Annotated in this window: 21 protein-coding genes; 12 read left to right on the top strand and 9 right to left on the bottom strand. The window is 62.9% G+C overall.

From position 1 onward, the window contains the following. Window positions 1-26: 26 nt before the first annotated feature. The 3 genes from AC2ISB_RS09095 to AC2ISB_RS09085 form a co-directional block, all read right to left on the bottom strand. Entirely contained in the window at window positions 27-2,531 is a 2,505-nt protein-coding gene (locus AC2ISB_RS09095) for a cation:proton antiporter (protein ID WP_406721133.1), read from the bottom strand. Window positions 2,532-2,691: 160 nt separating this feature from the next. After that, the gene (locus AC2ISB_RS09090) at window positions 2,692-3,465 is read right to left on the bottom strand and encodes a Bax inhibitor-1/YccA family protein (RefSeq protein ID WP_339107899.1); all 774 of its coding nucleotides are present in this window, start codon (window positions 3,463-3,465) and stop codon (window positions 2,692-2,694) included. Between the two features lie 132 nt (window positions 3,466-3,597). Next, window positions 3,598-4,572 (bottom strand): NADPH:quinone oxidoreductase family protein, encoded by a 975-nt coding sequence (locus tag AC2ISB_RS09085; protein ID WP_486574767.1) that lies wholly within the window; start codon window positions 4,570-4,572, stop codon window positions 3,598-3,600. 330 nt (window positions 4,573-4,902) lie between these two features. On the opposite strand from AC2ISB_RS09085, the gene AC2ISB_RS09080 reads away from it, so the two are divergent. Together AC2ISB_RS09080 and AC2ISB_RS09075 are read left to right on the top strand one after the other, a co-directional pair. After that, window positions 4,903-5,268 carry a helix-turn-helix domain-containing protein gene (locus AC2ISB_RS09080; protein WP_339107897.1) on the top strand — a complete coding sequence of 122 codons (366 nt, stop codon included), beginning with the start codon at window positions 4,903-4,905 and terminating at the stop codon, window positions 5,266-5,268. Between the two features lie 146 nt (window positions 5,269-5,414). Next, on the top strand, window positions 5,415-6,248 hold the full coding sequence (locus AC2ISB_RS09075; protein ID WP_486574766.1) for an inositol monophosphatase family protein: 834 nt from the start codon (window positions 5,415-5,417) through the stop codon (window positions 6,246-6,248). 62 nt (window positions 6,249-6,310) lie between these two features. Here AC2ISB_RS09075 and AC2ISB_RS09070 read toward each other — a convergent pair whose 3' ends face one another. Then, the gene (locus AC2ISB_RS09070) at window positions 6,311-8,254 is read right to left on the bottom strand and encodes a trypsin-like peptidase domain-containing protein (protein ID WP_486574765.1); all 1,944 of its coding nucleotides are present in this window, start codon (window positions 8,252-8,254) and stop codon (window positions 6,311-6,313) included. Between the two features lie 183 nt (window positions 8,255-8,437). On the opposite strand from AC2ISB_RS09070, the gene AC2ISB_RS09065 reads away from it, so the two are divergent. The 8 genes from AC2ISB_RS09065 (at window position 8,438) to glmM (ending at window position 18,880) form a co-directional block, all read left to right on the top strand. Further along, the gene (locus AC2ISB_RS09065) at window positions 8,438-9,373 is read left to right on the top strand and encodes a glycine--tRNA ligase subunit alpha (RefSeq protein ID WP_339107894.1); all 936 of its coding nucleotides are present in this window, start codon (window positions 8,438-8,440) and stop codon (window positions 9,371-9,373) included. Window positions 9,374-9,375: 2 nt separating this feature from the next. Next, window positions 9,376-9,813, top strand: a complete 438-nt coding sequence (locus AC2ISB_RS09060) for a DUF6446 family protein (protein ID WP_339107893.1) — start codon at window positions 9,376-9,378, stop codon at window positions 9,811-9,813. Window position 9,814: 1 nt separating this feature from the next. After that, window positions 9,815-11,875 (top strand): glycine--tRNA ligase subunit beta, encoded by a 2,061-nt coding sequence (glyS, locus tag AC2ISB_RS09055; protein ID WP_486574764.1) that lies wholly within the window; start codon window positions 9,815-9,817, stop codon window positions 11,873-11,875. 131 nt (window positions 11,876-12,006) lie between these two features. Next, entirely contained in the window at window positions 12,007-14,544 is a 2,538-nt protein-coding gene (locus AC2ISB_RS09050) for a putative PEP-binding protein (protein WP_339107891.1), read from the top strand. Window positions 14,545-14,776: 232 nt separating this feature from the next. Beyond that, the gene (locus AC2ISB_RS09045) at window positions 14,777-15,448 is read left to right on the top strand and encodes a cell wall hydrolase (RefSeq protein WP_339107890.1); all 672 of its coding nucleotides are present in this window, start codon (window positions 14,777-14,779) and stop codon (window positions 15,446-15,448) included. Window positions 15,449-15,558: 110 nt separating this feature from the next. After that, window positions 15,559-16,461, top strand: a complete 903-nt coding sequence (locus AC2ISB_RS09040; protein WP_486574763.1) for a dihydroneopterin aldolase — start codon at window positions 15,559-15,561, stop codon at window positions 16,459-16,461. A 53-nt stretch (window positions 16,462-16,514) separates the two neighbouring features. Beyond that, entirely contained in the window at window positions 16,515-17,537 is a 1,023-nt protein-coding gene (folP, locus tag AC2ISB_RS09035; protein ID WP_486574762.1) for a dihydropteroate synthase, read from the top strand. Next, window positions 17,534-18,880, top strand: a complete 1,347-nt coding sequence (gene glmM / locus AC2ISB_RS09030) for a phosphoglucosamine mutase (RefSeq protein ID WP_339107887.1) — start codon at window positions 17,534-17,536, stop codon at window positions 18,878-18,880. Before folP ends, glmM begins: the two co-directional genes overlap by 4 nt. A 55-nt stretch (window positions 18,881-18,935) precedes the next feature. Here glmM and AC2ISB_RS09025 read toward each other — a convergent pair whose 3' ends face one another. Both AC2ISB_RS09025 and AC2ISB_RS09020 read right to left on the bottom strand, forming a co-directional pair. Next, window positions 18,936-19,403, bottom strand: coding sequence for an NUDIX hydrolase (locus tag AC2ISB_RS09025; protein WP_486574761.1), 468 nt, complete (start codon window positions 19,401-19,403; stop codon window positions 18,936-18,938). 123 nt (window positions 19,404-19,526) lie between these two features. Next, the gene (locus tag AC2ISB_RS09020; RefSeq protein WP_486574760.1) at window positions 19,527-20,402 is read right to left on the bottom strand and encodes a DMT family transporter; all 876 of its coding nucleotides are present in this window, start codon (window positions 20,400-20,402) and stop codon (window positions 19,527-19,529) included. Window positions 20,403-20,520: 118 nt separating this feature from the next. Between AC2ISB_RS09020 and AC2ISB_RS09015 the strand changes: the two genes are divergently transcribed. Further along, entirely contained in the window at window positions 20,521-21,897 is a 1,377-nt protein-coding gene (locus AC2ISB_RS09015) for an aminotransferase-like domain-containing protein (RefSeq protein ID WP_486574759.1), read from the top strand. Here the strand turns inward: AC2ISB_RS09015 and AC2ISB_RS09010 are convergent. Further along, complete coding sequence (locus AC2ISB_RS09010) at window positions 21,875-22,399, bottom strand: MarR family winged helix-turn-helix transcriptional regulator (RefSeq protein ID WP_339107883.1); 525 nt, start codon at window positions 22,397-22,399, stop codon at window positions 21,875-21,877. The genes AC2ISB_RS09015 and AC2ISB_RS09010 overlap by 23 nt on opposite strands. 79 nt (window positions 22,400-22,478) lie before the next feature. Here AC2ISB_RS09010 and AC2ISB_RS09005 point away from each other — a divergent pair, with 79 nt between their 5' ends. Next, a complete protein-coding gene (locus tag AC2ISB_RS09005) occupies window positions 22,479-23,357 on the top strand; it encodes an EamA family transporter (RefSeq protein WP_486574758.1) in 879 nt (292 codons plus the stop codon). Window positions 23,358-23,466: 109 nt separating this feature from the next. Here the strand turns inward: AC2ISB_RS09005 and AC2ISB_RS09000 are convergent, their stop codons facing one another. Together AC2ISB_RS09000 and AC2ISB_RS08995 are read right to left on the bottom strand one after the other, a co-directional pair. Beyond that, window positions 23,467-24,207 (bottom strand): YebC/PmpR family DNA-binding transcriptional regulator, encoded by a 741-nt coding sequence (locus tag AC2ISB_RS09000; protein ID WP_486574757.1) that lies wholly within the window; start codon window positions 24,205-24,207, stop codon window positions 23,467-23,469. Window positions 24,208-24,295: 88 nt separating this feature from the next. After that, window positions 24,296-24,661 (bottom strand): hypothetical protein, encoded by a 366-nt coding sequence (locus AC2ISB_RS08995; RefSeq protein ID WP_339107880.1) that lies wholly within the window; start codon window positions 24,659-24,661, stop codon window positions 24,296-24,298. Window positions 24,662-24,675: the final 14 nt, after the last annotated feature.

Below are 24,675 nucleotides of genomic sequence, written 5' to 3'. Positions count from 1 at the left end.
GTGTCCGGCACATCCCCGCTGCGCCCTCAGCTTGTTTCCTCCAGCAGCGCGTCGATAGAGACCCCGCGTTTGGCGGCCGCAATCTTTGCCGCTTCGCGGATCGCGGGACTGCGGCGCATCAGTTTACGGAAGCGTTTCTCGTCGAGTTCCAGAATGGTCGAGGGCGTGATCGCGCGCACATCGGTGCGGCGCGGCTTGCCTGTCAGCAGGGCCAGTTCGCCGAACATGTCGCCACGGCCCAGACGCGAGATCTGCCCCGCGGTTTCAAGCTCGACCGCGCCGGAGGCGATAAAGAAGACGCTGCGGGCATGGCTTTCCTTGCGCATGATCTTGTCGCCCGGGTCGAAATAGCGCGTGCGCAGGCTGCGGCCCAGAGGTTTGCGCACCGCGTCGTCGAGATCCTCGAACAGTCGCATCCGGCGCAGGATATCGGCCCGCTGCACCTGTAGATCCAGCATCGGGCGCTCTTCGGCCTGAAGCCTGCGCGCCGAGATATCCTGTATCAGCGAAATGAAGACTTCCTCGCTGATCAGGCCGTCCTCATGCATGATGTTATATTCGCGCTCTTCCATCCGCAGCGCGGTGCGGCGGATCAGGCGGCGCTCCAGTTCCTCGGCATAGCCGGGATATTGCAGCCTCAGGCCGAAGAGGGCGGTTTCGATATTTTCCACCCGACGGCCCAGCAATTCGCGCAGAAGGTCGGCCACGCGACGCCCGTGGATCCGGCGGATGCGGGCGTCGATGAAGGTATCCAGATCACGCAGGATCATCCGTTCCGAGATCAGGCGTTCGAAACGGTCGGCGGTCAGCAGGGCCAGCGGGGCGGAGAAATGCGCGCGGTTATGCAGGAAGCTTGCGATGCGGAAGGCGCGCCCGTAAGACACCGCGCGTCGGGCGGCACGTTGATAGCCGGTCCGGCCATGCGTGCGGGCGCCCTCGATCAGATGGTCGGTCTGGCTCAGCGCGGCCTCGCCGATGCGCGCGGAAATCGAGCGGTCGCGCAGGCGGATCAGTACCTGTTCGCGCTCGAACCCCGCCAAGGCGATCAGACCCAGCGTGATGCGGTCACGGTCAAGGATATTGGCACCGGCCTCGGCCGAGCGCACGACCTCGTCCAGCCGCTCGCCGAAGCGCTTGGCCTCGGCCCGCACGATCTCGTGGTTCAGCTTGTAGTTGTCGCTGGATTTGGCGACATCTTCCCGCACGGTTTGCAGCGACACGGCGATCACCTGATTGGCCAGCGCCTGATCCAGCGGGGACAGCTTGTCCAGCCCCAGCCGCCCGATCACGCTGCGCAGGGTTGTCCCTTGCACGATCAGGGTGAAAAGGGTGAAGCCGGTGGCCAGAATGCCGACCACGCGCTTGATCTCGACAGGGACCAGCGCGTTTTCGGTGACCGCCAGCGCCAGCGCCAATGTGACCGCGCCGCGCAGCCCGCCCCACAGGATCGCCACCCGATAGGGGCGTTCCACGACCGGCGAAAGGCGCAGCAGGGTCAGCACCGGCAGCAGGCCGAACAGGATCACCGCACGCGCCAGAATGGCGGCAAGCACCACGACCCCGATCAGCAGGAAGTCGGTGACTGTCGTGCCTTCAAGCAGCCGCGGGATCAGCAGCGCGGCGAGAATGAAGATCAGCGCCCCTGCCCAATGCGCCACCAGATCCCATGTCTCGCGCATATTGGTCCATGTCGTCGGCTCGATCCGGCGCGGGCCCGCCAGATTGAGCGTCAGCCCGGCGGCGACAACCGCAATCACCCCCGAGGCCCCGACAAGCTGTTCGGCGATGATATAGGCCAGATAGGGCAGCGCGACCGAAATCGACATCTGGGCCTGTTCATAGCGCGGAAACAGGCCCATGATCCGCAGGCCGATCTGCGACAGGATCCAGCCCGTCATGACGCCTCCTGCGATCAGCATCGGAAAGCGGCCAAGCGCCTCGCCCAGTTTGGGGTCCGGTACTCCCAGCATGACATAGCTGACAAACAGCCCGAAAAGCGCGATGGCGGCGGCATCGTTCAGCAGGCTCTCGCCTTCGATGATCCGCGCCAAGCGTTGCGGGGCCGAAAGCGAGCGGAAGATGCTGACCACAGCCGAAGGGTCCGTGGTCGAGACAATGGCACCGACCAGAAGGCAGGCGGCCAGCGGCAGACTGGAGGTATAGGACAGCGCATAGCCCACCGAGAGTGTCGCCACCACCACCGCCACCACGGCCATGACCAGAATGGGCACCCAGTCATCTAGCATCCGGCGCAGGTTCATGCCCAGCGTGACCTGAAACAGCAAGAGCGGCAGGAAAATATAGAGGAAGACATTCGCTCTGATCGGCAAATTCAGGATCGCCTCGGCCAGCGGGTTCAGCGCGTCGGTCAGGGTGGTCTGCAAAAAGAAGATGGCAGCGCTGCCGATCAGGATACCCAGCAGCGCGATGATCACGGAATAGGGCAGGCGCAAACGCGCGGCCAGAGGTTCGGCAATGCCGATCACAAAGAAAAGCGATGCGATGACCGCGACGATGATAACGATTTCCATGACCCGAATGATAGCGGCTGACAATGGCCCTTTGAAGGCGGTTTCGCAGGGCCTTCTGGCAGGCAGGGGAAAGGGGGAGGGGTGGCTAGATATGAAAGCAGCCGCCGAAGATCGGCGGCTGCGCTATTGGCTTTCCGGCCGAGACAGGCAGGTAGGCGCCTTAGTCGCGGTTCCCCATGAGCTGCAAGAGCATCATGAACAGGTTGAGGAAGTCCAGATAGAGGCTCAGCGCCCCCATGATGGCCGCTTTGCCAAGGAAGTCCTCGCCCGAATGGGCCATTTCGATATAGGTCGCTTTGATCTTCTGGGTGTCATAGGCGGTGAGGCCCGCGAAGATCAGCACGCCCAGCACGGACACCGCAAAGGCAAGCGCCGAGCTGGCGATGAAGATGTTGACGATCGAGGCAACGATGAGGCCGATCAGACCCATCATCAGGAACGAACCCATAGCCGACAGGTTACGTTTGGTGGTGTAGCCATAAAGCGAGAGCGACGCGAAGGCGATGGCCGTCACGAGGAAGGTCTGCGCAATGGAAACGCCGGTGAAGACAAGGAAGATCGACGAGATCGAGGCACCGACAAGGGCGGCATAGACCCAGAACACCAGCTGCGCCGCACCAACCGACATGCGGTGGATCGTGGCCGAGAACAGGAAGACCACGGCCAGCGGGGCCAGCATCACCACCCATTTCAGCGGCGAGGTGTAAAGCAGCGCGCCGAACTGGGTCAGCATGGTGCCATTGCGCATGGTGCCGACGGCCATCGAGGGATCATTGGTCATTGCAAGACCGGCCAACGCCCATGCCACGACCCCGGTGATCAGCATCGCTGCCGACATCAGCCCGTAGACCTTGTTCATATGAGCGCGCAGACCTTCGTCGATCAGCGCCTGACGCGTACCGGCATTGGTGCGCATCGTGTTAAAACCAGCCATCAAATCCCTCCATGAAGCGGCGCGCGCCTCGTGTGGCACGCTTGTCGTCTGCCGATATTGGCAGGCTTGCTGATCATTTCAAGAGAGAGTCGCTGCGGTTTTGGCCGGAAAAGAGGTTAACCGGAGAGTTTTTCACGCGGATGTGGAAGGTGCCATCCGGATGACCAGCTTTCCGGTCGAGCGGCGGCTGCGCAGCATTTCAAAGGCCTCCTCGATCTGGGCAAGATCGAAGACATGCGAGATATGCGGGGTCAGCAGCCCCTTGGCGTGATCTTGCATCACGGCTTCGACAGAGCTGCGGAACATCTCCGGATCAATCTGCCGCATTCCGCCCCAATAAAGGCCGAGAATGGAGATGTTCTTGACCAGCGCGTGATTCAGCGGCAATTCGGGCGGAGTGCCGCCCGCAAAGCCGATCAGCAGAAAGCGTCCGCCCGGTTTGAGCGCGCGAAACGCGGCCTCGCCCAGCGCGCCGCCCACGGCATCATACACAACATCCACACCGCCCAGTTCTTTCAGGCGGGCTTTCAGGTCGGCGCTTTCGCTATCCAGCGTGATCGCCGCGCCTGCTGTGCGCGCCACCGCGCATTTTTCTGCCCCGCGGGCCACGGCAATGACCTTTGCGCCAAGCCTTGCGCCGATTTCCACGGCGGTCAGCCCGACCCCGCCAGCCGCTCCGATGACGGCCAGCGTCTCGCCGCTACGCAAGCCCGCCTTCCGGTCCAGCGCGAGATGCGAGGTGCCATGCGCGATCAGCAGGCCCGCGGCCTCCAGATAGGATGTGCCCTGCGCAAGCGGAATGCAGCTTTCTTCGGGGAAGCAGCCATAGTCCGCCAGCCCCCCTTGACCGGCATAGATCACAACGCGCGTGCCCAGCGGGGTCGATGTGCCTTCGCCGCAGCCTACGACCTCGCCCGCGCATTCCAGCCCCAAGGTGAAGGGCGGGGCGGGGGTGTCCTGATAACGCCCCTGCATCATCAGCAGATCGGCGAAATTCAGACCACAGGCATGGATGCGGATTTTCAACTCTCCTGCGGCGGGAACCGGATCAGGCAGGGAGCGGACCTGCGGCGCCGCAGAAAAGTCGTGAATTTGATAGGCTTTCATAGGGCTCTTCCGTCGCATTCGGGATCGGGCAAGCCTATAATCTGAGTCGCGCAGCGCAAGCGGTTTAGAATGATTCGTATTGGAATTACGTATAACCAAAATTTTGACACATTTGCATTTTGCGATGCAAATTGCGAAACACGCTGGGGGAGAGGGGGGTAAATTAGGCTCGCTTTAAGCTTCGCGACGATAAAATTTAAGAAAGCGACGCAAAGATTAACTTTGTTTAGGCTTTTTATACCAGTTTTGACGACCATTTGTGAGGAAATGCCGCCCTATGCGTGTGCGTACGTGCTAGGTTCCTTTTTGTAGTGTTGTAAGGACGATTGAATGAAACACCCAGTTGATGCCCATGTGGGCAAACGTATTCGCCATCGTCGCTGGATGATTGGCGTTACGCAGCAACAACTTGCTGACAAGGTTGGAATCAAATTTCAACAGATCCAGAAATACGAGACCGGCATGAACCGTGTTTCGGCATCGCGTCTTTGGGACATCTCGGAAGCGCTGGATGTGCCGATTTCCTTCTTCTTCGAAGGGCTGGAAGGCCGTGTCGAGAAGAAAGAGGTCGAAGGCGATATCTTGGCGGATAAGGAAGCACTGGCTCTGGTGCGCTCCTATTACGCGATTCCGGAAGAGCAGCGCCGCCGCCTGTTCGATCTGGCCAAGGTTCTCTCGGCGTCTTCTGCCGCGTGATCTTGCGATCCTGCGCGTTATGTCGTCCGGCCTGTCTGGGCCGGGCTAGGGCGTGGGGTGGCACGTCTTACGAGGCGCGGCATCATGCCTTGCCTTGACCTCCTGAAGGTGGCTCTGTACCGCTTGAACAAAAGCGGGAGTGCGCGATGAAAAAGCCTTTGGATATCACATCTCTTGAAGCCGATGCCTTGCTTGATCTTGCGCAGCGGCTTGCGGATGCGGCGCGTGTGGAAACATTGGCGCGGTTTCGTCCGCTTGGTGGCATTGCTGCGGCCAATAAGGATGCGGGCGGCTTCGATCCGGTGACAGAAGCGGATCGCGCGGCAGAAGCCGCGATGCGCGCCATTCTGGCAAAAGAACGTCCGAATGATGGTATTTACGGGGAAGAGCAGGGGCAATCGCTTGGCACAAGCGGTTATGTCTGGGTGCTTGACCCGATTGACGGCACGCGTGGTTTTATGTCGGGCACACCCACTTGGGGCGTGCTGATCGGTTTGGCGCAGGTGGTTGACGGTGCCTTGGGCGCGCCGTTCCTTGGGGTCGTGGACCAACCCTATATTGGCGAGCGGTTTATCGGCGGTCTGGGGCAGGCGCGGCTGATCGGGCCGCATGGAGAATTTCCGCTCAAGACGCGCGCAGCGGCTCCGCAGGTGCTGGCCGATGCGGTGCTGTTCACGACGTTCCCCGAAGTGGGCACGGCCGCAGAAGGCGCGGCTTTCCGGCAGGTATCACAAGCGGCCAAGCTGACCCGTTACGGGATGGACTGCTATGCCTATGCGCTTCTGGCGGCAGGGCAGATCGACCTGGTGATTGAGGCCCAGCTGCATCCATACGACATTCAGGGGCCGATGGCCGTGGTCGAGGCAGCAGGCGGTCTGGTGACCGACTGGCAGGGCGGTCCGGCGCATCTGGGCGGGCAGGTGATTGCTGCGGCAAACCCCGAGGTTCATGCCGCAGCGCTGGCGCTTCTGAACGCCTGATCTCTTCGCCCTGCACGCTTTCCCCTGCAAATGTGCAAACGGCACTTGCAGGGGGGGCTCCCTTATTTCCAGCAGCTTACATGAACAACCAGACCCTGCGCCGCCCGCGTGAGGTCTTCGGTGGCAATGGCCCCATGAGGCTCTGCGGCGTTCGGGGCTGTGCCCATGCGGGCCATCGCATCGGCCATTGGCTGGGCTTGTAGGGCCACCGACAGATCTTCGGGCAGGATCTTGTCGTCTACGGTGGTCTTGGGCAGCACCATGCCGATCACCGCGCCCGAGCTGTCCAGCACGGGGCCGCCGACATCGCCAGGCAGGCTGCGCAGGGCCAGACGTGCCTGCTGGGGTTCGTTCTCCAACCCCTTGAGCGCCGTGAGCGTTCCGAAGCTGAGCACCGGTGCCGAAAGCGCCTCGGGATAGGAGAACCCTGCCACGGCGATATCGGCCCCCGGCGCGGTTTGTGCCGTCTGGAATTTGGCAACCTGACGGGGCGATAGCGGTTTTTCCGGCGTCAGCAGGGCCAGCCCCAGATCCTTGTCCTGTGCCGTCAGCTTGGCCTTGCCATCCTCGATGGTCAGGCGCGTGCAACTGTCGATACCGGCGGCGGCGGTGGCGACCGTTCCGTGGCTGTCCACATAAAAGCCTGACCGCGCAAAGGCCGGTTTGCGGATGTCGAGCCCGCTGGTCAGGTCTTCGCGGCTAACGGTCATCGGCTTGCCCAAGGTCGGGTCCAGTGCCTGATTGCCGAAGGGCTGGAAGTTCTGCTGCATGGCGTTCAGCACGCGCGCGCGCTGTGCCATATCGCCATTTGCGGGCCAGACCAGCGTAAAGCCCTTGATCAGACCGCCTGATAGAGCCGCCTGTGTATAAGAGACAATCCTGTCGTTTCGTCCCTCGATATGGAACGCGGTCGCGGTCCGGGCGCGCGGCCCTTCCATCGGGACCATTTCCAGACGCTGCATCACATCATATAGCGCGCCGAGGTTCTTGGCGTCGCCCTGACGCGAGATCAGCAGCACCGACACCCCCGACCCGTCCTTCGGGCCATAGGTCACGAACGGCGCGTCATAGCCTTTGAACGCCACCAGACCGGTGGGCAGGGCAATACGGATGCCGGCATCGTTATTCTCGACGATCTCCAGCCCGAGTTCGGCGCGTTCCTTTTCGACTTGGGCCAGAAGGGCGGCCTGCTGGGCGGATGTCAGCACGCCTGTCGGCTCTTCGCCCCGTGCGCTCTGCCAAGCGGCAATCGAGCTGCGCGTGCCCGGACCGAAAGACGCATCCAGTCGACCAGTATAGACGCCCTGCCACGAGAGCGCATCCTGAATGGCCATCTTCTCGTCGCGCGTCAGAAGGGATTCGCGCTGACGGGACTGGGCCAGCGTTTCGACCGGCGGGGCCTCTTGTGCCACAGCAGGATCGGGCTGTGCGGGGGACGGCTGGACAAGAGCGGGCGTTTCAGACGGGCTTTGCGCGGGCGCGGGCTCTGTGCCCGTTTCGGTGGCCGGTGTGGTGGCCGGTGTGGTGGGTGTCGCAGGCTGCGATGCCGCGGCCTCGGGAAGGGCGGTCATCTCGCCCACGGGGGCAATCGGATCGCCCGCGCTAACGGGTGCATCCTGCGGGGTCTGTGGGGCCGTGGCCTGAGACGTTGGAACTTGCTGGAAGCGCGCGCCGACCGGCCAGAACTGCTGGCGGTAATTGGCCCCGTCGGTGACATAGGAATCAGAGGGGATCAGCCCCTCGCGTTGCAGTAGGCGGCGGCGGTCATTGGCGGCCTCGCGTGTGTCGAACGGACCGACGGAAATGGCATACCATCCGGTGGTCATCGCAAAGCCCGCCAGATCGGGCAGGCTGGACCAACCGCGTGCCGATTGTTCGGCCTGTGCCAGCGAGGGCTGGGCTTCGATCTGCAGCCACAGGGGGGCCGCCCATGCTGCGCCTGCCCAGACCATTCCCGTCAGGCTGGCCCCGACCATCATCGACACAGCTTTGCGCATAACCCTCATTATAATTCCTGCCCTGTTCAAAATTGCAAAGTCGGCGCAAATTAGCAGGGTTTTGGCCCGCGTCATCCCTTAAAGCCGGTGCGGTTGTCCAAGGCTGCGTGTTGTTGCACGTTGACCCCGCTTGCGGGCTTGCCTATCAGGCATAGGCAAGTTTCGATGACAGATCCGTCTGGGAGAGTTCGCATGTCAGATGCCACCGCCACCAAACCCGCCGCGCCGCGGTCGTTTCAGGAGATTATCCTGCGGCTGCAAGCCTATTGGGCGGGCAAGGGCTGCGCGATCATGCAGCCCTATGACATGGAAGTAGGGGCGGGCACCTTCCACCCTGCGACCACGCTGCGTTCGCTTGGCTCCAAGCCTTGGGCCGCCGCCTATGTGCAGCCCTCGCGCCGTCCGACCGATGGCCGTTACGGGGAAAACCCCAACCGCCTGCAGCATTACTACCAGTATCAGGTGCTGATCAAACCCAGCCCGCCGGATCTGCAAGAGCTCTATCTGGGCTCGCTGCGCGCGATCGGGATCGATATCGACCTGCATGACATCCGTTTTGTGGAAGACGACTGGGAATCCCCGACGCTGGGCGCTTGGGGGCTGGGCTGGGAAGTCTGGTGCGACGGCATGGAAGTGTCGCAGTTCACCTATTTCCAGCAGGTCGGCGGCCATGACTGCCACCCCGTTTCGGGCGAGCTGACCTATGGTCTGGAGCGTCTGGCGATGTATGTGCTGGGCATCGACCATGTGATGGATATGCCCTTCAACGACCCCGACGCGCCGATCGCGCTGAAATATGGCGATGTCTTCAAGCAGACCGAGCAGGAATATTCCCGCTGGAACTTCGATGTGGCCGATACCGATATGCTCTTGCAGCACTTCAAGGATGCCGAAGCCGAATGCGAGCGTATTCTGGCCCAAGCCGATGAAGACAGCGCCGAGCGCCGGATCATCATGGCCCATCCCGCCTATGATCAATGCATCAAGGCCAGCCACCTCTTCAACCTGCTGGATGCGCGCGGTGTGATCTCGGTCACCGAGCGTCAGGCCTATATCGGGCGGGTGCGGGCGCTTGCCAAGCAATGCGCCGATGCCTTTGTGCGCACGCCCGCAGGCGGCGCGGCCTGATCATGGCGGCTTGGCACAGGATACTGGCCCTTGTGGCTCTGGCGGGGGGAACCGCCTCTCTCGCGCTTGCGGCGACCCCGCAGGCGCAGGAGATCCGTCTTGTGTCGATTTCGTCAGGCCAGCCCGAGCCGATCCTGACGGACGGTCTCAAAACCACGCAGGATGCCTTGGCCGCGGATTATCGGGGCTGTTTCACCACGCCCCTCAGCCTTGGCATGCTGACCGAAACTTTCACCGTAGACCCTCTGGCCAAGCCCGAGCCGGACACCCGTGGGCTGTCCTGCTATGATCCGGCCCGCCTGACCGAGGATCTGCGCACAGGCGAGGCTGTGGCCTTCCTGTCCGAACCCGACATCACCCCCGGTATGGACCGGGTGGTGGCCATTTATTCCGATGGCCGGGCCTATGCCTGGCATCAGCGACACGCCGCGGAGAATTGACATGCCCGATCTTCTAATCGAACTCTTTTCCGAGGAAATTCCCGCGCGGATGCAGGGCCGCGCGCGCGAGGACCTCAAGAAGCTTGTGACCGACGGGCTGGTCGAGGCGGGCCTCACCTATGCCTCGGCGGGGGCGTTTTCCACCCCGCGTCGCCTTGTGCTGACGCTGGAGGGCCTGTCGAAAGAGAGCCCGACCCTGCGCGAGGAACGCAAAGGCCCCAAGGTCGGCGCGCCCGAGAAAGCGGTTGAGGGCTTCCTGCGCTCGACCGGTCTGACGCTGGACCAGCTGGAGATCCGCGACGAGAAAAAGGGGCAGGTCTATTTTGCCGTCGTCGAGAAAGAGGGCCGTCCGGCGCCTGCGATCATTGCCGAGGTGCTGGAAAAGACCATCCGCAATTTCCCTTGGCCGAAGTCGATGCGCTGGGGGGCTGGGTCCTTGCGTTGGGTGCGCCCGCTGCATTCGATCCTGTGCCTCTTGTCCGATGAAAGCGGCGCCGAAGTGGTTGATCTGGATATCGATGGCATCAAATCCGGCAATACGACCGAAGGCCACCGCTTTATGGCGCCGGGCCGTTTTGCTGTGACGGGCTTTGAGGATTACTGCGCCAAGCTGGCGGCGGCATCCGTCGTGCTGGACAGTGCCGAGCGTGAACAGACCATCTGGCATGACGCCGAGCAGATGGCCTTCGCCCGCGGGCTTGAACTTGTGGCCGACCGTGGCCTGCTGACCGAGGTGGCGGGGCTGGTCGAATGCCCCGTGGCGCTGATGGGCGAGATTGATGCGGAATTCCTCGAACTGCCGCCCGAGGTGCTGCAGACCTCGATGAAAGAGCACCAGAAGTTCTTCTCGGTGAAAAACCCGAAGACCGGTCGGATCGAGGGCTTTGTCACCGTGGCCAACCGCCAGACGGCGGATCATGGCGCGACCATCCTGAAGGGCAACCAGAAGGTGCTTTCGGCGCGTCTGTCGGATGCCAAATTCTTCTGGGAAAACGACAACCGTCTGGTGAAAACCGAAGGCCTGTCGGGCATGGGCGCGGGTCTGGCCGATGTGACCTTCCATAACGCGCTTGGCTCTCAGGCCGACCGCATCGCGCGGATCGCGGCACTGGCCGGTGAGATTGCGGATAAGGTCGGCGCGTCGCCCGATCTAGCCCGCGAGGCCGCCCAAGTCGCCAAGGTCGATCTGCGCTCGGAAATGGTCTATGAATTCCCCGAACTGCAGGGGATCATGGGGCGCTATTATGCGCAGCGTGCGGGTCTGCCCGAGGCCGTGGCCGATGCCTGCCGCGACCATTACTCGCCGCTGGGTCCGTCCGATGATGTGCCCACCGCGCCGGTGACGGTGGCCGTGGCTTTGGCCGATAAGATCGACACGCTGACGGGCTTCTGGGCGATTGACGAAAAGCCCACTGGTTCCAAAGACCCCTTTGCGCTGCGCCGTGCGGCTTTGGGGGTGATCCGCCTGATCCTGACCAATGAGCTGCGTCTGAACCTGCTGGAGGTCTTTGCCAAAGGCTATGAGGGCGCGGACGGGGGCGATCTTCTGTCCTTCTTCCATGACCGTCTGAAGGTCTATCTGAAGGATCAGGGCATCCGCCATGATGTGATCGATGCGGTTCTGGCGATGCCCGGAAATGATGACCTGACGCTGCTGGTCAACCGTGCCGAGGCGCTGTCGGGCTTCCTGAAAACCGATGATGGCGAGAACCTGATCCAGGGCTATAAGCGCGCCAATAACATTCTGGCGCAGGCCGAAGAGAAGGATGGCGTTGAATACAGCTTCGGCGCGGATGTGAAATTTGCCGAAGGCCCCGAGGAGAAGGCGCTGTTTGCCGCCCTTGATAAGGCCGAGGCCGAGATCACGCCCGCGATGAAAGCCGAAGAATTCGCAAGCGCGATGGGGGCGATGGCCCAGCTTCGCGCGCCGATCGATGCGTTCTTCACCGCCGTGCAGATCAATTCCGACAACCAGATCGTGCGCCGGAACCGTCTGAACCTGCTCTCGCGTATTCGTCAGATCTGTCTCTCGGTGGCCGATCTGAACCGAATCGAGGGCTAAGTGCTTTATCTGCCTGCTATTTTTCAAGCGGGTTGGTTTGGTAAAAAGTTGTTCATGCGAAACCGGCGGCACATGCTTTGCGTGCCTCCGGTTTTCATGTATGCTGCACCTGCAAAATAGGGCGTGCTGCGATGCAGAAATTCTATGATTTTCCCGAATTCGTCGAGTTGACCCCGACGGCCAGAGTTGAGAAATCGCGGCACGGCTGGCGGGCAAAATGCCTGCAGCGCCTGATCCGGCTTGATCTGCCGGTGCCGCCGACGGTTGCGCTGCCGGTTGAAACGGTGAAGGCGATTGCCACGGGGCAGATGCCCGATCTGGCGCCTTTGACCAATGTTTTCGGGCAGGATTTCCTGATTTCCGTGCGCTCCAGCCCCGAAAACCCCGAATGGGGCGGGCCGGGGACGGTGCTGAATGTGGGCATGAATGACGCCATGCATCAGCGTCTTTGCGCCAGCCACGGGCAGGAGGCGGCGGATGCGCTCTATCTGAATTTCGTGCAAGGCTATGCGATCCATGTCGCGCGGCTTGACCCCGACATGTTCTCGGCCGAGGCGGGCGACGGGGCGCTGGAACAGGCGCTTGCCGCATTTGCCGAAGAAATGGATGACGATTTCCCGCAAGATCCGTTGCTGCAACTGCGCGAGGTTCTGCGCTCTATGGCGCGGGCGTGGGAGGGCACAACGGCGCGGCTTCTGCGGCAGGCCAAAGGCGCGCCCGCCGAGGCGACGCTGGGGCTTGTACTGCAGGAGATGGCACTGGGCATCGGTCCCGGCCTGTCGGGGTCGGGGACAATCCAGTTTGTTGAAAGTGTCACCGGTCAACCGCAGATTACGGGGCGGTTCCGTGGCCAGTCGCAGGGGCGGACCAATGCGGTGGACACCCATTATCTGACCAGCGACCCGCGTGGCGCGGCACTGGAGGATGTGGCCCCCGATGTGTTTGCCCAGCTTTGCAGCTATAGCCCCGTCTGCCGGACCCGCCTGCGCGAGGAGATGCAGATCGAGTTCACCATCGAAAGCGGGCGGATCGCGGTGATTGATGCGGTGCGGGTGCAACGTTCGGCCCGCGCGGCGGTGCGGATCGCCGTGGCTTTGGCCGAAGACGGGGTGATCCCGCGCGACGAGGCGCTGTTGCGGGTGGAACCGCGTGCCCTGACCGAGCTCTTGCACTATCAGGTGGACCCGCGCGCGCCCCGCGATGTGATCGCTAGGGGAATCGCGGCCTCGCCGGGGGCGGCGACGGGCAAGATCGTGTTCTCGGCCTCGGCGGCGCAGGCGGCGGCGGCGCGGGACGAACCTTGCATTCTGGTGCGCCGCGAGACCCAGCCCGAGGATATCCGCGGCATGCATGCGGCCAATGCGGTGCTGACCGAACGGGGCGGCATGACCAGCCATGCGGCGGTGATTGCGCGCGGTCTGGGGCTGCCGTGCATCGTGGGCTGCAATTCCATCACGCTCAATTCGCGCGATCGTAGCTTCACCGGCCCCAAGGGGCGGGTGTTCCGCGAGGGCGATATCATCACGGTCGATGGCTCCAGCGGTGAAGTGCTGCTGGGCGAGGCCGAGATGCTGGAACCCGCGCTGGATGACGGGTTCCGCACACTTCTGCGTTGGGCGGATAATGTGCGCGACATCGGTATCCGCGCCAATGCCGACACGCCCGATGATGCCCGCACGGCGCGTAACTTCGAGGCGGACGGGATCGGGCTGTGCCGGACCGAACATATGTTCTTCGATGAAGACCGGCTGACCGTGATGCGCGAGATGATTTTCGTGGACAGCCCCGAGGATCGCGCGGCCGTGCTGGAACGTCTGCTGCCGATGCAGCGCAACGATTTCATCGCGCTGTTCGACATTATGGCGGGGGCGCCGGTCTGTATCCGGCTGTTCGACCCGCCTTTGCATGAATTCCTGCCGCATGACCGCGAAGGTCTGCGCGAACTGGCCGAGGCCGTGGGGCGTCCGCTTTCGGAGGTCACGCGGCGCTGCGAGGCGCTGAACGAGTTTAATCCGATGCTTGGCATGCGGGGGGTGCGCCTTGGGGTGACCCTGCCCGAAATCTACGACATGCAGGCCCGCGCCATTTTCGAGGCGGTGATCGAGGCGGGGCGGCGCGGGTCGGTTATCGTGCCCGAGATCATGATCCCGCTGGTTTCGGCCTCGCGCGAGGTCGAGCTGGTGAAGACGCGGATCGATGCGGTGGCAGCGGCTGTCCGCACCCAGCAGAAGGCGCAGTTTTCCTACCGTCTGGGCGTTATGATGGAGACCCCGCGTGCGGCGCTGCGCGCGGGCGAGATTGCCGAACATGCCGAGTTCATGTCCTTCGGGACGAACGACCTGACCCAGATGACCTATGGCTTGTCGCGCGATGATGCGGGGCGCTTCATGTCGACCTATGTCAATCAGCGCGTCTTTGCCGAGGACCCGTTCCATATTCTCGACATCGAAGGGGTGGGCGAGCTGCTGCTGATCGGGGCAGGGCGGGGGCGTGCGACGCGGCGCGATATCACGATTTCGGTCTGTGGCGAACATGGCGGAAACCCCGAATCGATTGCCTTCTGTCGGGCTGCGGGCTTCGATTATGTGTCCTGTTCACCATTTCGTGTGCCGGTGGCGCGGCTTGCTGCGGCGCATTTTGCGCTCTTGGCTCCGAAACAGCAACAATGATGGCTCTCCGTTTCGTGACCTTAAAACTTGATGTAAATCAGTCAGTTTTCAGGATTCTGCGAAACTTGATAACGTCAAGGTTACGTTAAGGTAGGCGGATTTTCGCCATTTGTTTGACGGAAATTCTGGGAAAATCATCTGGTTGTAGATTTTTAACGATTTAGGATGTACCTCCGCCGGGTCGTGATGGGCCCGGGTCCGTCAGGGCGTGTAACCACTGCGAGACGGACTCATGACGAAACTGGTCGGTAAGATTGTTGCGATTTTTGCCCTGACGCTTTGTGCTGGCTTGGGCTCTGCGCAGGCGGAAGTGACCGTCAGTGGTTCCAATGATCCGACAATCGATATCGACGCGCCGCTGGCCTCGATGCTCTCGGGCGAGCGCGACACTCTGGGCAGGTTCTCGGCCTCGCAGATTTCCAAGATGCTCACCCCGCCGGAAGGTGCGACCCCGCCCGAGCTGACCGCCGCATGGCTGGCGGCACAGCCGGTTGCCAAAGGGGGCGACCAGTTCGACTGTCTGGCGCAGGTGATCTATCATGAAGCGCGGGGCGAAAGTCTGGCGGGGCAGCAGGCCGTGGCCGAGGTCGTGCTCAACCGTGTCGATGACCCCGCCTTCCCGAATACCGTTTGTGGCGTGGTGCATCAGGGCGGCAAGCGCTCGTGCCAGTTCAGCTGGACCTGCGATGGCAAGACGGATGCCATTGCCAACCGCGCCAGCTATGCCCGCGTGGCAAAGGTGGCCCGTGCGATGATGGATGGTGCGCCGCGCAGCCTTACCCAAGGGGCGACCTATTTCCACACCCCCGCCGTGCGCCCGTCCTGGTCGAAGCGTTTTGTGAAAACCACGCGTGTCGGGGCGCATATTTTCTACCGCAAGCCGGTGCGCACCGCATCGAACTGAGGCATAAGCGCGTGATGGTGTCGTTTCTCGCCGGCATCTGACGTTTCGGGGTGGGCAAGGGCCCGCCCTTTTTCTATTTTCCGCGCCATCCGCAGCCTGAAAGAACCGACATGTCCAGCGATATCGCCCAAGCTTTTGCTCACCCCGAAGAGCGTTCTATCGCCTCGGCTCCGGCGGATCCCCGCGACCGGATCAGCCTGCGCGACCATATCGTGACAGCCGATATCGGGGCGTTCCAGCAGGAGCGCGGGCATGGTCAGCGGCTGCAGTTCAACATCGTGGTCGAGGTGCGGCCGGTGACGGCGCCGCTGGAGGATGATGTGGACCGCATCCTGTCTTACGACCGGATCACCGAGGCCGTGGCCGCCGAGCTTGCCGCCGAGCGTCTGAACCTGCTGGAAACGCTGGCCGAGCGCGTGGCCGAGCGTATTCTGACCGCCCCTCAGGCGATGCGGGTCTTCGTGCGGATCGAGAAGCTTGACCGTGGTCCGGGGGCTCTGGGCGTGGAAATCGTCCGCTCGCGGGCGTCGGTGCCGGTGCAGGCGGAAGGCGAGGCCGTGCATCCCGTGCTGGCCTATCTGTCCAATGACGTCATTCAGGCCCCCGATCTTGCCGCACGGCTTGATGCGCTGGAGGCGGGGGCAAGGGCTGTGGTTCTAGTGGTTGGTCTGCCCGAAGCCACGCCGCCCCAATCGGCGCAAAAGCCCACCCAGCGCCGGATTGACCTGCTGGCCATCGAGCAGAACGCCTGGGTTCTGGCGGGGCGCGATGCGCGCTGTGTGGTTGTGTCGTCGCGCACCGAGCTTGATTGGGCGATGAAACACGGCAAGACGGTCGTCTGGGCGCCCTCGAAGATTGTGCTGGATGCGGTGGACGGGCCCAAGGGGGCTGCGCATGATGCGGTGGCGCTTGCCGTCTGGCTGGCCGAACAGCTGGTGGCCGAGCGGTTGGAACTTCACGGAAATATTGCAGCGCCGGCAGGTTCCCGCGTGAAGGTTCTGACCCACGCCTGAGCGCCGCGCAAAGACGGCTTGCCAAATCGCGGCACATGCGGTGAATGGAGGCTATGGAAAAGCTCTATTATCGCCCGATCCCGCGCACGGATCTTGCCCGCCCCGACACCGCCCTCCGGCTTGCCGGTGGCTGGTGCTGGTTTGATGAAGTCGAGGTTCTGCGCCGTGGCCTGCCGCCCGAGGTGATCCCCGCGCAGCATTGCCCCGAAGAGGTGCTGGAACGGCTGACCGCCAAGCGCCGGATGATCGGGTCGATGAACCTCGAGGTGCCGCGGGTGATGGGCATCCTGAATGCCACGCCCGACAGTTTCTCGGATGGCGGCGATTATTTCGATATGCATGCGGCGATGGAACGTGCCGAAGCGATGGTCGAAGAGGGTGTCGATATCTTTGACATCGGCGGCGAAAGCACCCGTCCGGGCGCCGAGACCGTGCCCGAGGACGAAGAGATCGAGCGCACCGTGCCGCTGATTCAGGAGCTGCGCGATATGTTCGACCTGCCGATCTCGATCGATACCCGCAAGGCGCTGGTGGCGGATGCGGCGGTCGAGGCGGGCGCCGATATGATCAACGATGTCTCGGCGATGGAATATGATCCGGGCATGGCGGAACTGGCGATGGTGTCGGGCCTGCCGATCTGTCTGATGCATGCCCAAGGCGACCCCGAGACCATGCAGGACAAGCCCGAATATGATGACGTGCTGCTGGATGTCTATGACCACCTCGAAGAACGAATTGCGCTGGCCGAGGCCGAGGGGATCGACCGCGCGGCGATCATCTCGGATGTGGGGATCGGCTTTGGCAAGACGGTCGAACATAATCTGACACTTCTGCGCGGGCTGTCGCTGTTCCACAGCCTTGGCTGCCCGATCCTGCTGGGCGTCTCGCGCAAGCGCTTCATCGGCACCATCGCGGGGGTCGATGCCGCCAAAGACCGCATGCCCGGTACTCTGGCTGTGACCCTTGCGGGCATCGCGCAGGGCGTGCAGATCCACCGCGTGCATGATGTGGCGGAAATCAAACAGGGGGTAAACCTCTGGGCGGCCCTGACCCTGGGCTGGGAGGAAGAGAAATGAGTAGAAAACTTTTTGGCACCGATGGCGTGCGTGGCGAGGCCAATCAGGGCCATATGACCGCCGAGATGGCTTTGCGTCTGGGGGCGGCGGCGGGGCGCTATTTCCGCCGTGCAGGCACCAATGGCCATCGCGTGGTCATCGGCAAGGACACCCGCCTGTCGGGCTATATGTTTGAAAACGCGCTGACGGCCGGTCTGACCTCGACGGGGATGAATGTGCTTCTGCTGGGGCCGGTGCCGACGCCGGCTGTGGGCTATCTGACGCGGTCCATGCGCGCCGATCTGGGGATCATGATCTCGGCCAGCCATAACCCCGCCAAGGATAACGGGATCAAATTCTTCGGGCCGGACGGGTTCAAACTGTCCGATGAGGCCGAGATGGAGATCGAGGCCATGCTGGAGGGCGAGATCCGTCTGGCGGTGCCCGATAATATCGGTCGTGCCAAGCGCATCGACGACGGTCTTGGGCGCTATGTCGAATATGCCAAGACGACCTTTCCTGCGCGCGACCGTATGTCGGGGCTGAAGGTTGTGGTCGATTGCGCGAATGGCGCCGCCTATAAGGCCGCGCCGCAGGTGCTGTGGGAGCTGGGCTGCGAGGTGATCCCCGTGGGTGTCTCGCCCAATGGCTATAACATCAACGATAGGGTCGGCTCGACCCATACCGAGACCTGCGCCGAAGCGGTGGTGGCCCATGGCGCCGATCTGGGCATCTCGCTGGATGGGGACGCCGATCGCGTGATGATCATCGACGAGACGGGCCGCGTGGCCGATGGCGATCAGATCATGGCGCTTTTTGCCCATCGCTGGGCCGAAAAGGGCATTCTGCGCGGCGGGGCCTTGGTGGCCACGGTGATGTCGAACCTCGGTCTCGAGCGTTTCCTGCAAGGGCATGGCATCGGGCTTGAGCGGACCAAAGTGGGCGACCGCTATGTGGTCGAACGTATGCGCGCGGGTGGTTTCAACTTGGGGGGCGAGCAATCGGGCCATATCGTGATGACCGATTACGCCACCACCGGCGACGGGCTGATGGCGGGGCTGCAATTCCTGCTGGCGATGGCCGAGACGGGCAAGCGCGCTTCGGATCTGGTGCGCCAGTTCGACACGGTGCCGCAGCTTCTGAAGAATGTGCGCTATCAGGCAGGGCAGGAGCCCTTGAATGACGCTCGGGTGCAGAAGGTGATTGCCGAGGCCGAATCCCGTCTGGCGGGGCAGGGGCGGCTGCTGATCCGTAAATCGGGGACCGAACCTCTGATCCGCGTGATGGCGGAATGCGAGGATGACAAGGTGCTGGAGGCCTGCGTGGATGCGGTGGTCGAGGCCGTGACAGTGGCCGCAGGCTGAGGGCAGGAAAAGCTACGGGCGGCTTGCGGGCCGCCCTTCGGCATGAAGGCCGGTTTCAGACGGCCTGCGTCTGGGCGGATTGCAGGCGCGCTTTCAGCCCTGCCGGATAGAGCGAAGGCTGGTTCGGGCCATCCAGCCCGTCCAGCGCGAACCAATCGGCGTGACAGGCTGTGCCGCAGTCTTCGTAAAAGGTAAAGCCGCCCGTTGCGGGCAATCTCTCTACGGGCAGATCCACCGGAAACAGGATCAACAGCTCGTGGCCCTGCATCCCTTCGTGGTGATAGAGATTTTCCATGAAAAGCGGCGGCCCGATAATTGTTGCGGTCACACCCAGCTCTTCGCGAAACTCGCGCATCAACGCGCTCTCGGCGGTTTCGCCAAATTCGACGGTGCCCCCCAACGGGCGCACCCCCTTTAGCGTCCCATCATCGTTGAAGACACAGGCCGCCAGAAGCCGCCCCTCGCGCCAATGCAGGCCAAGGGCCTTTATGCGGATGGTCTGGGCAGGGCGCCAATATGTCATACGGGCAGAGTATCAACGATGTCCGGGCGGGGCAATGCGCGCAGAACGGGCGGGCGTCCTCACTGTCTGCTTATGGCAGTGGTGACCAAAGGCCCTGCCGCGCCTGAGGCGGTTTTCATGCGCTCAGGCAAAGCGGCGGGCACCGGCGACGCAGAGCACGGTCAGGCCCGTGCAGGCCAGCATCGGCCAGACAACCGGTTCCCGCAGGAAGAGCGCCGCCAGCAGGAGGCCGAAGAAAGGTTGCAGAAGCTGTAGCTGCCCGACGCGGGCAATCCCTCCGAGAGCCAATCCGCGATACCAGAAGACAAACCCCACCAGCATGCTGAATATGGCCACATAGCCCAACCCTGCCCATGCCGCAGGCGAGACCCCGCGCAATCCGGCGGCAGGCCATGTGGCGGTGGCCAGCAGGCCCGTCACGGGGGCGGCCAGCACCAGCGCCCATGAGATGACCTGCCAGCCGCCCAGACGGCGCGACAGGCTTGCCCCCTTGGCATAGCCCAGTCCGCAGATCAGGATTGCCGCGCACATCAGCAGATCGCCGCGCAGGGCACCGCTTGCGCTATGTGTCAGGGCAAAGCCGGACACGCTTGCCGCCCCTGCCAGCGAAAACAGCCAGAAACGGGCGCGCGGGCGCTCGCCTTCCAGCAGCACGGCAAAAAGCGCGGTGGCCAGTGGTAAAAGCCCGATGAATACCGCTGATCTGGCAGCGGTGATCGATTGCAACGCCAAGGCCGATAGCAGGGGAAACCCCACGACAACCCCGAGGGCCACCACGGCCAGCCCTACCAGATCGCGTGCCGCAGGGCGTTGCTGGCGCAGGACCGTCAGGCAGACAAGGGCCAGCGCCGCCGCGATCAACGCACGGATTGCCGTCAGGAAAAGCGGCGAGAAATCCGCCACGGCCAGTCGTGTGGCCGGTAGCGAGCCGCTAAAGATCAGCATGCCCAGACAGCCGCTGCCCCACCCTTTGTTCCAGCCCCGAAGTCTTTGATCCATAGCTTGGTCTCCTTTTGGGCTGGGTAATGCCTGTCCGGCGATATAGACAGGCACAGTCCAGTACAATTCTGTCAAACTGTACTGGATCAGCGGGGCATACAGTTTGAAGGAGCATCCTATGGCGGGCACCAAGACCGAGCGCCTTATCGAGGCCCTGCGCGACAGGATCGCGGCGCGTGCCTTGGGGCCGGGGGACCGTATGCCCTCGATCCGCCGGTTTGCCGAACAGATGAAGGTCTCGCCGTCAACCGTGGTCGAGGCCTATGACCGTCTCGCGGCAGAAGGGGTGATCCGTGCTCGGCGCGGGGCGGGGTTTTACGTGGCCGAAAGCCCGCCCGCACTGAGGACGCTGGGCACGGCCACAACGCCCAAGGCGCGCGCTGTCGATCCGTTCTGGGTGTCGCGCCAGTCGATGGATGCGCGGGCCGGCAGCTTGCAACCGGGCTGTGGCTGGTTGCCCGAGGACTGGATGCCGCATGAGGCGCTGCGGCGGGGCTTGCGCCAGCTTGCCAAGGCCGAGACGACGGTGCTGACCAATTACGCTACTGCGCGCGGCTCTCCGGCATTACGGCGCTGCCTGCTGGGCCGATTTGCGGCAGAGAACCTGCAGGCGACGCCGGATCAACTGATGCTGACGGGATCGGCGTCGCAGGCTATGGACCTGATCTGCCGGTTGCTGCTGCGTCCGGGGGATACGGTGCTGGTGGATGATCCGGGATATTTCAACTTCCGTGCCCTTTTGCGGGCCCATCAGGTGGAGGTGCTCGGCGTGCCCTATACGCGGGACGGGCCCGACCTTGTGGCTTTCGAGGCGGCGCTGGCCCATGCGCCGCGCCTGTATCTGACCAATTCCGCGCTGCATAATCCTACAGGGGCCACGCTTGCCCCGACGGTGGCCCATCGCGTGCTGGGGCTGGCTGCGGCGCATGATCTGACCATCGTCGAGGACGACACCTTTGTGGATCTTGATCCCGACCCGACACCGCGCCTTGCCGTTCTGGACGGGCTGGAGCGGGTGCTGAGGATTGGCGGCTTTTCCAAGACGCTTTCGGCCTCGATGCGCTGCGGCTATATCGCGGGGCGCGCGGACTGGATCGAGGCGTTGGTCGATTTGCAGGTGGCCACCAGCTTTGGCGGGCCAAGCCCTGTGACCACAGAGCTGCTGTCCAGCGTGCTGGCAGGGGGCGGGTATCGCAGATATATTGCCGATCTGCATCACCGCCTGAATGGGGCCCGTAAAACCGCTGTATCGCGGCTGGCCGGATTGGGGATCACCCCTTGGGTTCTGCCGCGCGGCGGGTTCTACCTGTGGTGCCGTTTTCCCGACGGCATCGATACGGGCGATTTTGCCCAAGGCGCGATGCAGAAAAACCTGATGCTGGCACCGGGCAATGTGTTCAGCCCATCACATTCGGCCAGCCGTTTCATGCGGTTCAATGTGACGCAGATGCAGGACCCGCAGATCTACGAGGTCATGCGGGAGGTGCTGGGGTGACGGGGGGCTCGCCTTTGGGGGGATCGATCCGGGCCAGCCATGCGCGCAGCGCCTCGTCCATCGCAGCCCGCAGGGGCGGCGGGAGATCGTTGATCAGGCGGTGCTGGTTGGCCACATGCTCGGTCACCACCTGATCGATCAGCCGGAAGCCCGTATCGGTCAGCGCCACAACCGAGCCGCGCCCGTCCTCGGGGTTGCTGCGCCGCTCGATCAGCCCGCCGGCTTCCAGCCGGTCCAGCCGGTTGGTCATCGTGCCCGAGGTCACCATCGTCCAGGAAATCAATGCCGAAGGGCTCAGCGCATAGGGCGGCCCCGCGCGGCGCAATGTTGCCAGAACATCAAAGCTCGCCGCCGTCAGGTCATGCTGTCTGAACAGCTGTGCCATCTCTTGGGACAGGTGATCGGTCAGCCGTTTGAGCCTGCCGAAGATCCCCATCGGCCCGACATCAAGATCGGGGCGCTCTTGGTGCCACTGGGCGAGAATAGTGTCGACTTGATCCATAAAACAGCGGATAGGCGGTTTTTATCTTGACGTCAAGTTTCTCTCATTTATCTCGACATCAAGATAGATGGAGAAACCAATGTCCGCCAAGACCGATATGCTGCTGACCGCCCTTGCACCGGTGATCTGGGGCAGCACCTATATTGTCACCACCGGGCTTTTGCCCGCAGGCTATCCGCTCACCGATGCCGCCTTGCGAGCGCTGCCTGCGGGGCTTTTGCTGATGGCGCTGACCCGGCAATGGCCCCCAAGGCGCTGGCTCGGGCGCCTGCTGATCTTGGGGGCGTTGAACTTTGCGCTGTTCTGGGGCGCGCTGTTTGTGGCGGCCTATCGCCTGCCGGGCGGGGTGGCCGCCACATTGGGGGCGGTGCAGCCGTTGATCGTGCTGGTTCTGGCCCGCTTTATCCTGCAGGTTCCGCTCTCGCAGCGCGGAATTCTTGCCGCGCTGACAGGATTGGGGGGCGTGGGCCTTCTGGTGCTGGGGCCGGGGGCGGATTTCGATCCGGTCGGAATGGGCGCGGCCTTGCTGGGAGCTGTCTCTATGGCCGCGGGGGTGGTGCTGACGCGCAAATGGCACCCCGACGTGTCGGCGCTGACCTTCACCGCGTGGCAACTGACGGCCGGGGGGATATTGCTGCTGCCCTTCGCCCTTCTGGCCGAGCCCGCGCTTCCCGCGCTCGGGGCGGGGGCGATTGCGGGCTTTCTCTGGTTGAGCCTTGCAGGGGCGGCGCTAAGCTACTTTTTCTGGTTTCGCGGGATCGAACGCCTGGGGCCTGCGGCGGTAACGGGGCTGGGCTTTCTCAGCCCGCTCACGGCGGTCTTGCTGGGTTGGCAGCTGCGGCAGGAAACGCTGTCAGCGGCACAATGGGCGGGGGCGTGTGTGGTGCTGCTCAGCGTCTGGTTGGGAACCCGCCCTGCGACAGGGGCACGGCGTGGCGCGGGTCTGTCCCGTTCCTGAACGGCACAGAGGCGTGGCAGGCGTCATGCCGCGTCTTCCCTGCTTCAAAAAACAAACGGCTACCGGAAGCAATCCGGTAGCCGTTGGAATTCAGGCGGAAGGGCCTCATTTACAGTTGGGCGGCCACGTCTTCCGGCACATCGAAATTGGCGGTGACGTTTTGCACGTCATCATCGTCTTCCAGCGTGTCGATCAGCTTCATCAGCTTCTGCGCGGTCTCGAGATTGACCTCGGTGCGGTTTTGCGGCTTCCAGATCAGCTTGGCTTCTTTTGCCTCGCCCAGTTCCTTTTCCAGCGCGTCGGTCACCATGGACAGATCTTCCATCGGGCAGTAGATCCAGTGGCCTTCCTCATCGGATTCCACATCTTCCGCACCCGCTTCGATGGCCGCCATCATGACGGTATCGGCATCGCCTACGGAGGCGTCATAGATGATCTCGCCGAGGCGGTCGAACATGAAGCTCACCGAGCCGCTGGTGCCGAGATTGCCGCCGCATTTGGTGAAGGTCGAACGCACGTTCGAGGCGGTGCGGTTGAGGTTGTCGGTCAACGCCTCGACGATCACCGCGATCCCCTCGGGGCCGTAGCCTTCATAGCGGATCTCGGTATATTCATCGCCGTCACCCACCTGCGATTTCTTGATCGCGCGGTCGATCACGTCCTTCGGCATCGATTGCGACTTGGCCGCTTTTACCGCCAGACGCAGACGCGGGTTTTTCTCGGGATCAGGGTCGCCCATCTTTGCGGCCACGGTGATCTCTTTCGAAAGCTTCGAAAACATTTTCGAGCGGATGGCATCCTGCTTGCCTTTACGGTGCTGGATGTTTGCCCATTTTGAATGGCCTGCCATGAGCCGTCTTCTCCGTCAGATGTTCATATAATTTGGCGCTGATATAGGACAGACAGCGCCCAATCTGCAAGATGCCGCGCGAAAACGCTTAGTGCAGCGCCATTGGCGGGTCGACATTGTCGCCTGTGGTGTCGCGCAGCGAGGGGGTGTGGAAGGTCCAGGTGCGGCCCGCGCCATTGGACAGGACCACCGTGGATTGCGTCTGCAAGATCGCCGAGGCTGCGGGCACAAGCGGGTGGCTCTCGATCCGGACCTCGTAGTGCAACGGGTTGGAACAGTTGGACAATGTTCCCGAATGCGCGCCACCCATAGTCACGCGGCACACCTCGCCGTTGAAAAAGCTTACCGCAAGCTGTTCGCCATGCAGCGTGACGCCTTGCGGGTTGGCCTTCCAGCCGGTTTGGGCACAGGCGGCGAGGCCGAGAGCCAGCCCCAGACCAATCAGATATTTCATGGGACGTTCTCCCG

The organism is Thioclava sp. NS-SX20, from assembly GCF_057380695.1.
This window is presented reverse-complemented; position numbering and strand designations above follow the sequence as displayed.

Excerpts from the sequence above, each read along its gene's own strand:
- AC2ISB_RS09025 (WP_486574761.1), bottom strand. The coding sequence starts at position 19,403 with ATGACATATTGGCGCCCTGCCCAGACCATCCGCATAAAGGCCCTTGGC.
- AC2ISB_RS09005 (WP_486574758.1), top strand. The coding sequence starts at position 22,479 with ATGTCCGCCAAGACCGATATGCTGCTGACCGCCCTTGCACCGGTGATC.
- folP (WP_486574762.1), top strand. The coding sequence starts at position 16,515 with ATGGAAAAGCTCTATTATCGCCCGATCCCGCGCACGGATCTTGCCCGC.
- AC2ISB_RS09040 (WP_486574763.1), top strand. The coding sequence starts at position 15,559 with ATGTCCAGCGATATCGCCCAAGCTTTTGCTCACCCCGAAGAGCGTTCT.
- AC2ISB_RS09010 (WP_339107883.1), bottom strand. The coding sequence starts at position 22,399 with ATGGATCAAGTCGACACTATTCTCGCCCAGTGGCACCAAGAGCGCCCC.
- AC2ISB_RS09065 (WP_339107894.1), top strand. The coding sequence starts at position 8,438 with ATGTCAGATGCCACCGCCACCAAACCCGCCGCGCCGCGGTCGTTTCAG.
- AC2ISB_RS09080 (WP_339107897.1), top strand. The coding sequence starts at position 4,903 with ATGAAACACCCAGTTGATGCCCATGTGGGCAAACGTATTCGCCATCGT.
- AC2ISB_RS09000 (WP_486574757.1), bottom strand. The coding sequence starts at position 24,207 with ATGGCAGGCCATTCAAAATGGGCAAACATCCAGCACCGTAAAGGCAAG.
- AC2ISB_RS08995 (WP_339107880.1), bottom strand. The coding sequence starts at position 24,661 with ATGAAATATCTGATTGGTCTGGGGCTGGCTCTCGGCCTCGCCGCCTGT.
- AC2ISB_RS09050 (WP_339107891.1), top strand. The coding sequence starts at position 12,007 with ATGCAGAAATTCTATGATTTTCCCGAATTCGTCGAGTTGACCCCGACG.
- AC2ISB_RS09095 (WP_406721133.1), bottom strand. The coding sequence starts at position 2,531 with ATGGAAATCGTTATCATCGTCGCGGTCATCGCATCGCTTTTCTTTGTG.
- glyS (WP_486574764.1), top strand. The coding sequence starts at position 9,815 with ATGCCCGATCTTCTAATCGAACTCTTTTCCGAGGAAATTCCCGCGCGG.
- AC2ISB_RS09085 (WP_486574767.1), bottom strand. The coding sequence starts at position 4,572 with ATGAAAGCCTATCAAATTCACGACTTTTCTGCGGCGCCGCAGGTCCGC.
- AC2ISB_RS09090 (WP_339107899.1), bottom strand. The coding sequence starts at position 3,465 with ATGGCTGGTTTTAACACGATGCGCACCAATGCCGGTACGCGTCAGGCG.
- AC2ISB_RS09070 (WP_486574765.1), bottom strand. The coding sequence starts at position 8,254 with ATGAGGGTTATGCGCAAAGCTGTGTCGATGATGGTCGGGGCCAGCCTG.
- AC2ISB_RS09045 (WP_339107890.1), top strand. The coding sequence starts at position 14,777 with ATGACGAAACTGGTCGGTAAGATTGTTGCGATTTTTGCCCTGACGCTT.
- AC2ISB_RS09015 (WP_486574759.1), top strand. The coding sequence starts at position 20,521 with ATGGCGGGCACCAAGACCGAGCGCCTTATCGAGGCCCTGCGCGACAGG.
- AC2ISB_RS09020 (WP_486574760.1), bottom strand. The coding sequence starts at position 20,402 with ATGGATCAAAGACTTCGGGGCTGGAACAAAGGGTGGGGCAGCGGCTGT.
- glmM (WP_339107887.1), top strand. The coding sequence starts at position 17,534 with ATGAGTAGAAAACTTTTTGGCACCGATGGCGTGCGTGGCGAGGCCAAT.
- AC2ISB_RS09060 (WP_339107893.1), top strand. The coding sequence starts at position 9,376 with ATGGCGGCTTGGCACAGGATACTGGCCCTTGTGGCTCTGGCGGGGGGA.
- AC2ISB_RS09075 (WP_486574766.1), top strand. The coding sequence starts at position 5,415 with ATGAAAAAGCCTTTGGATATCACATCTCTTGAAGCCGATGCCTTGCTT.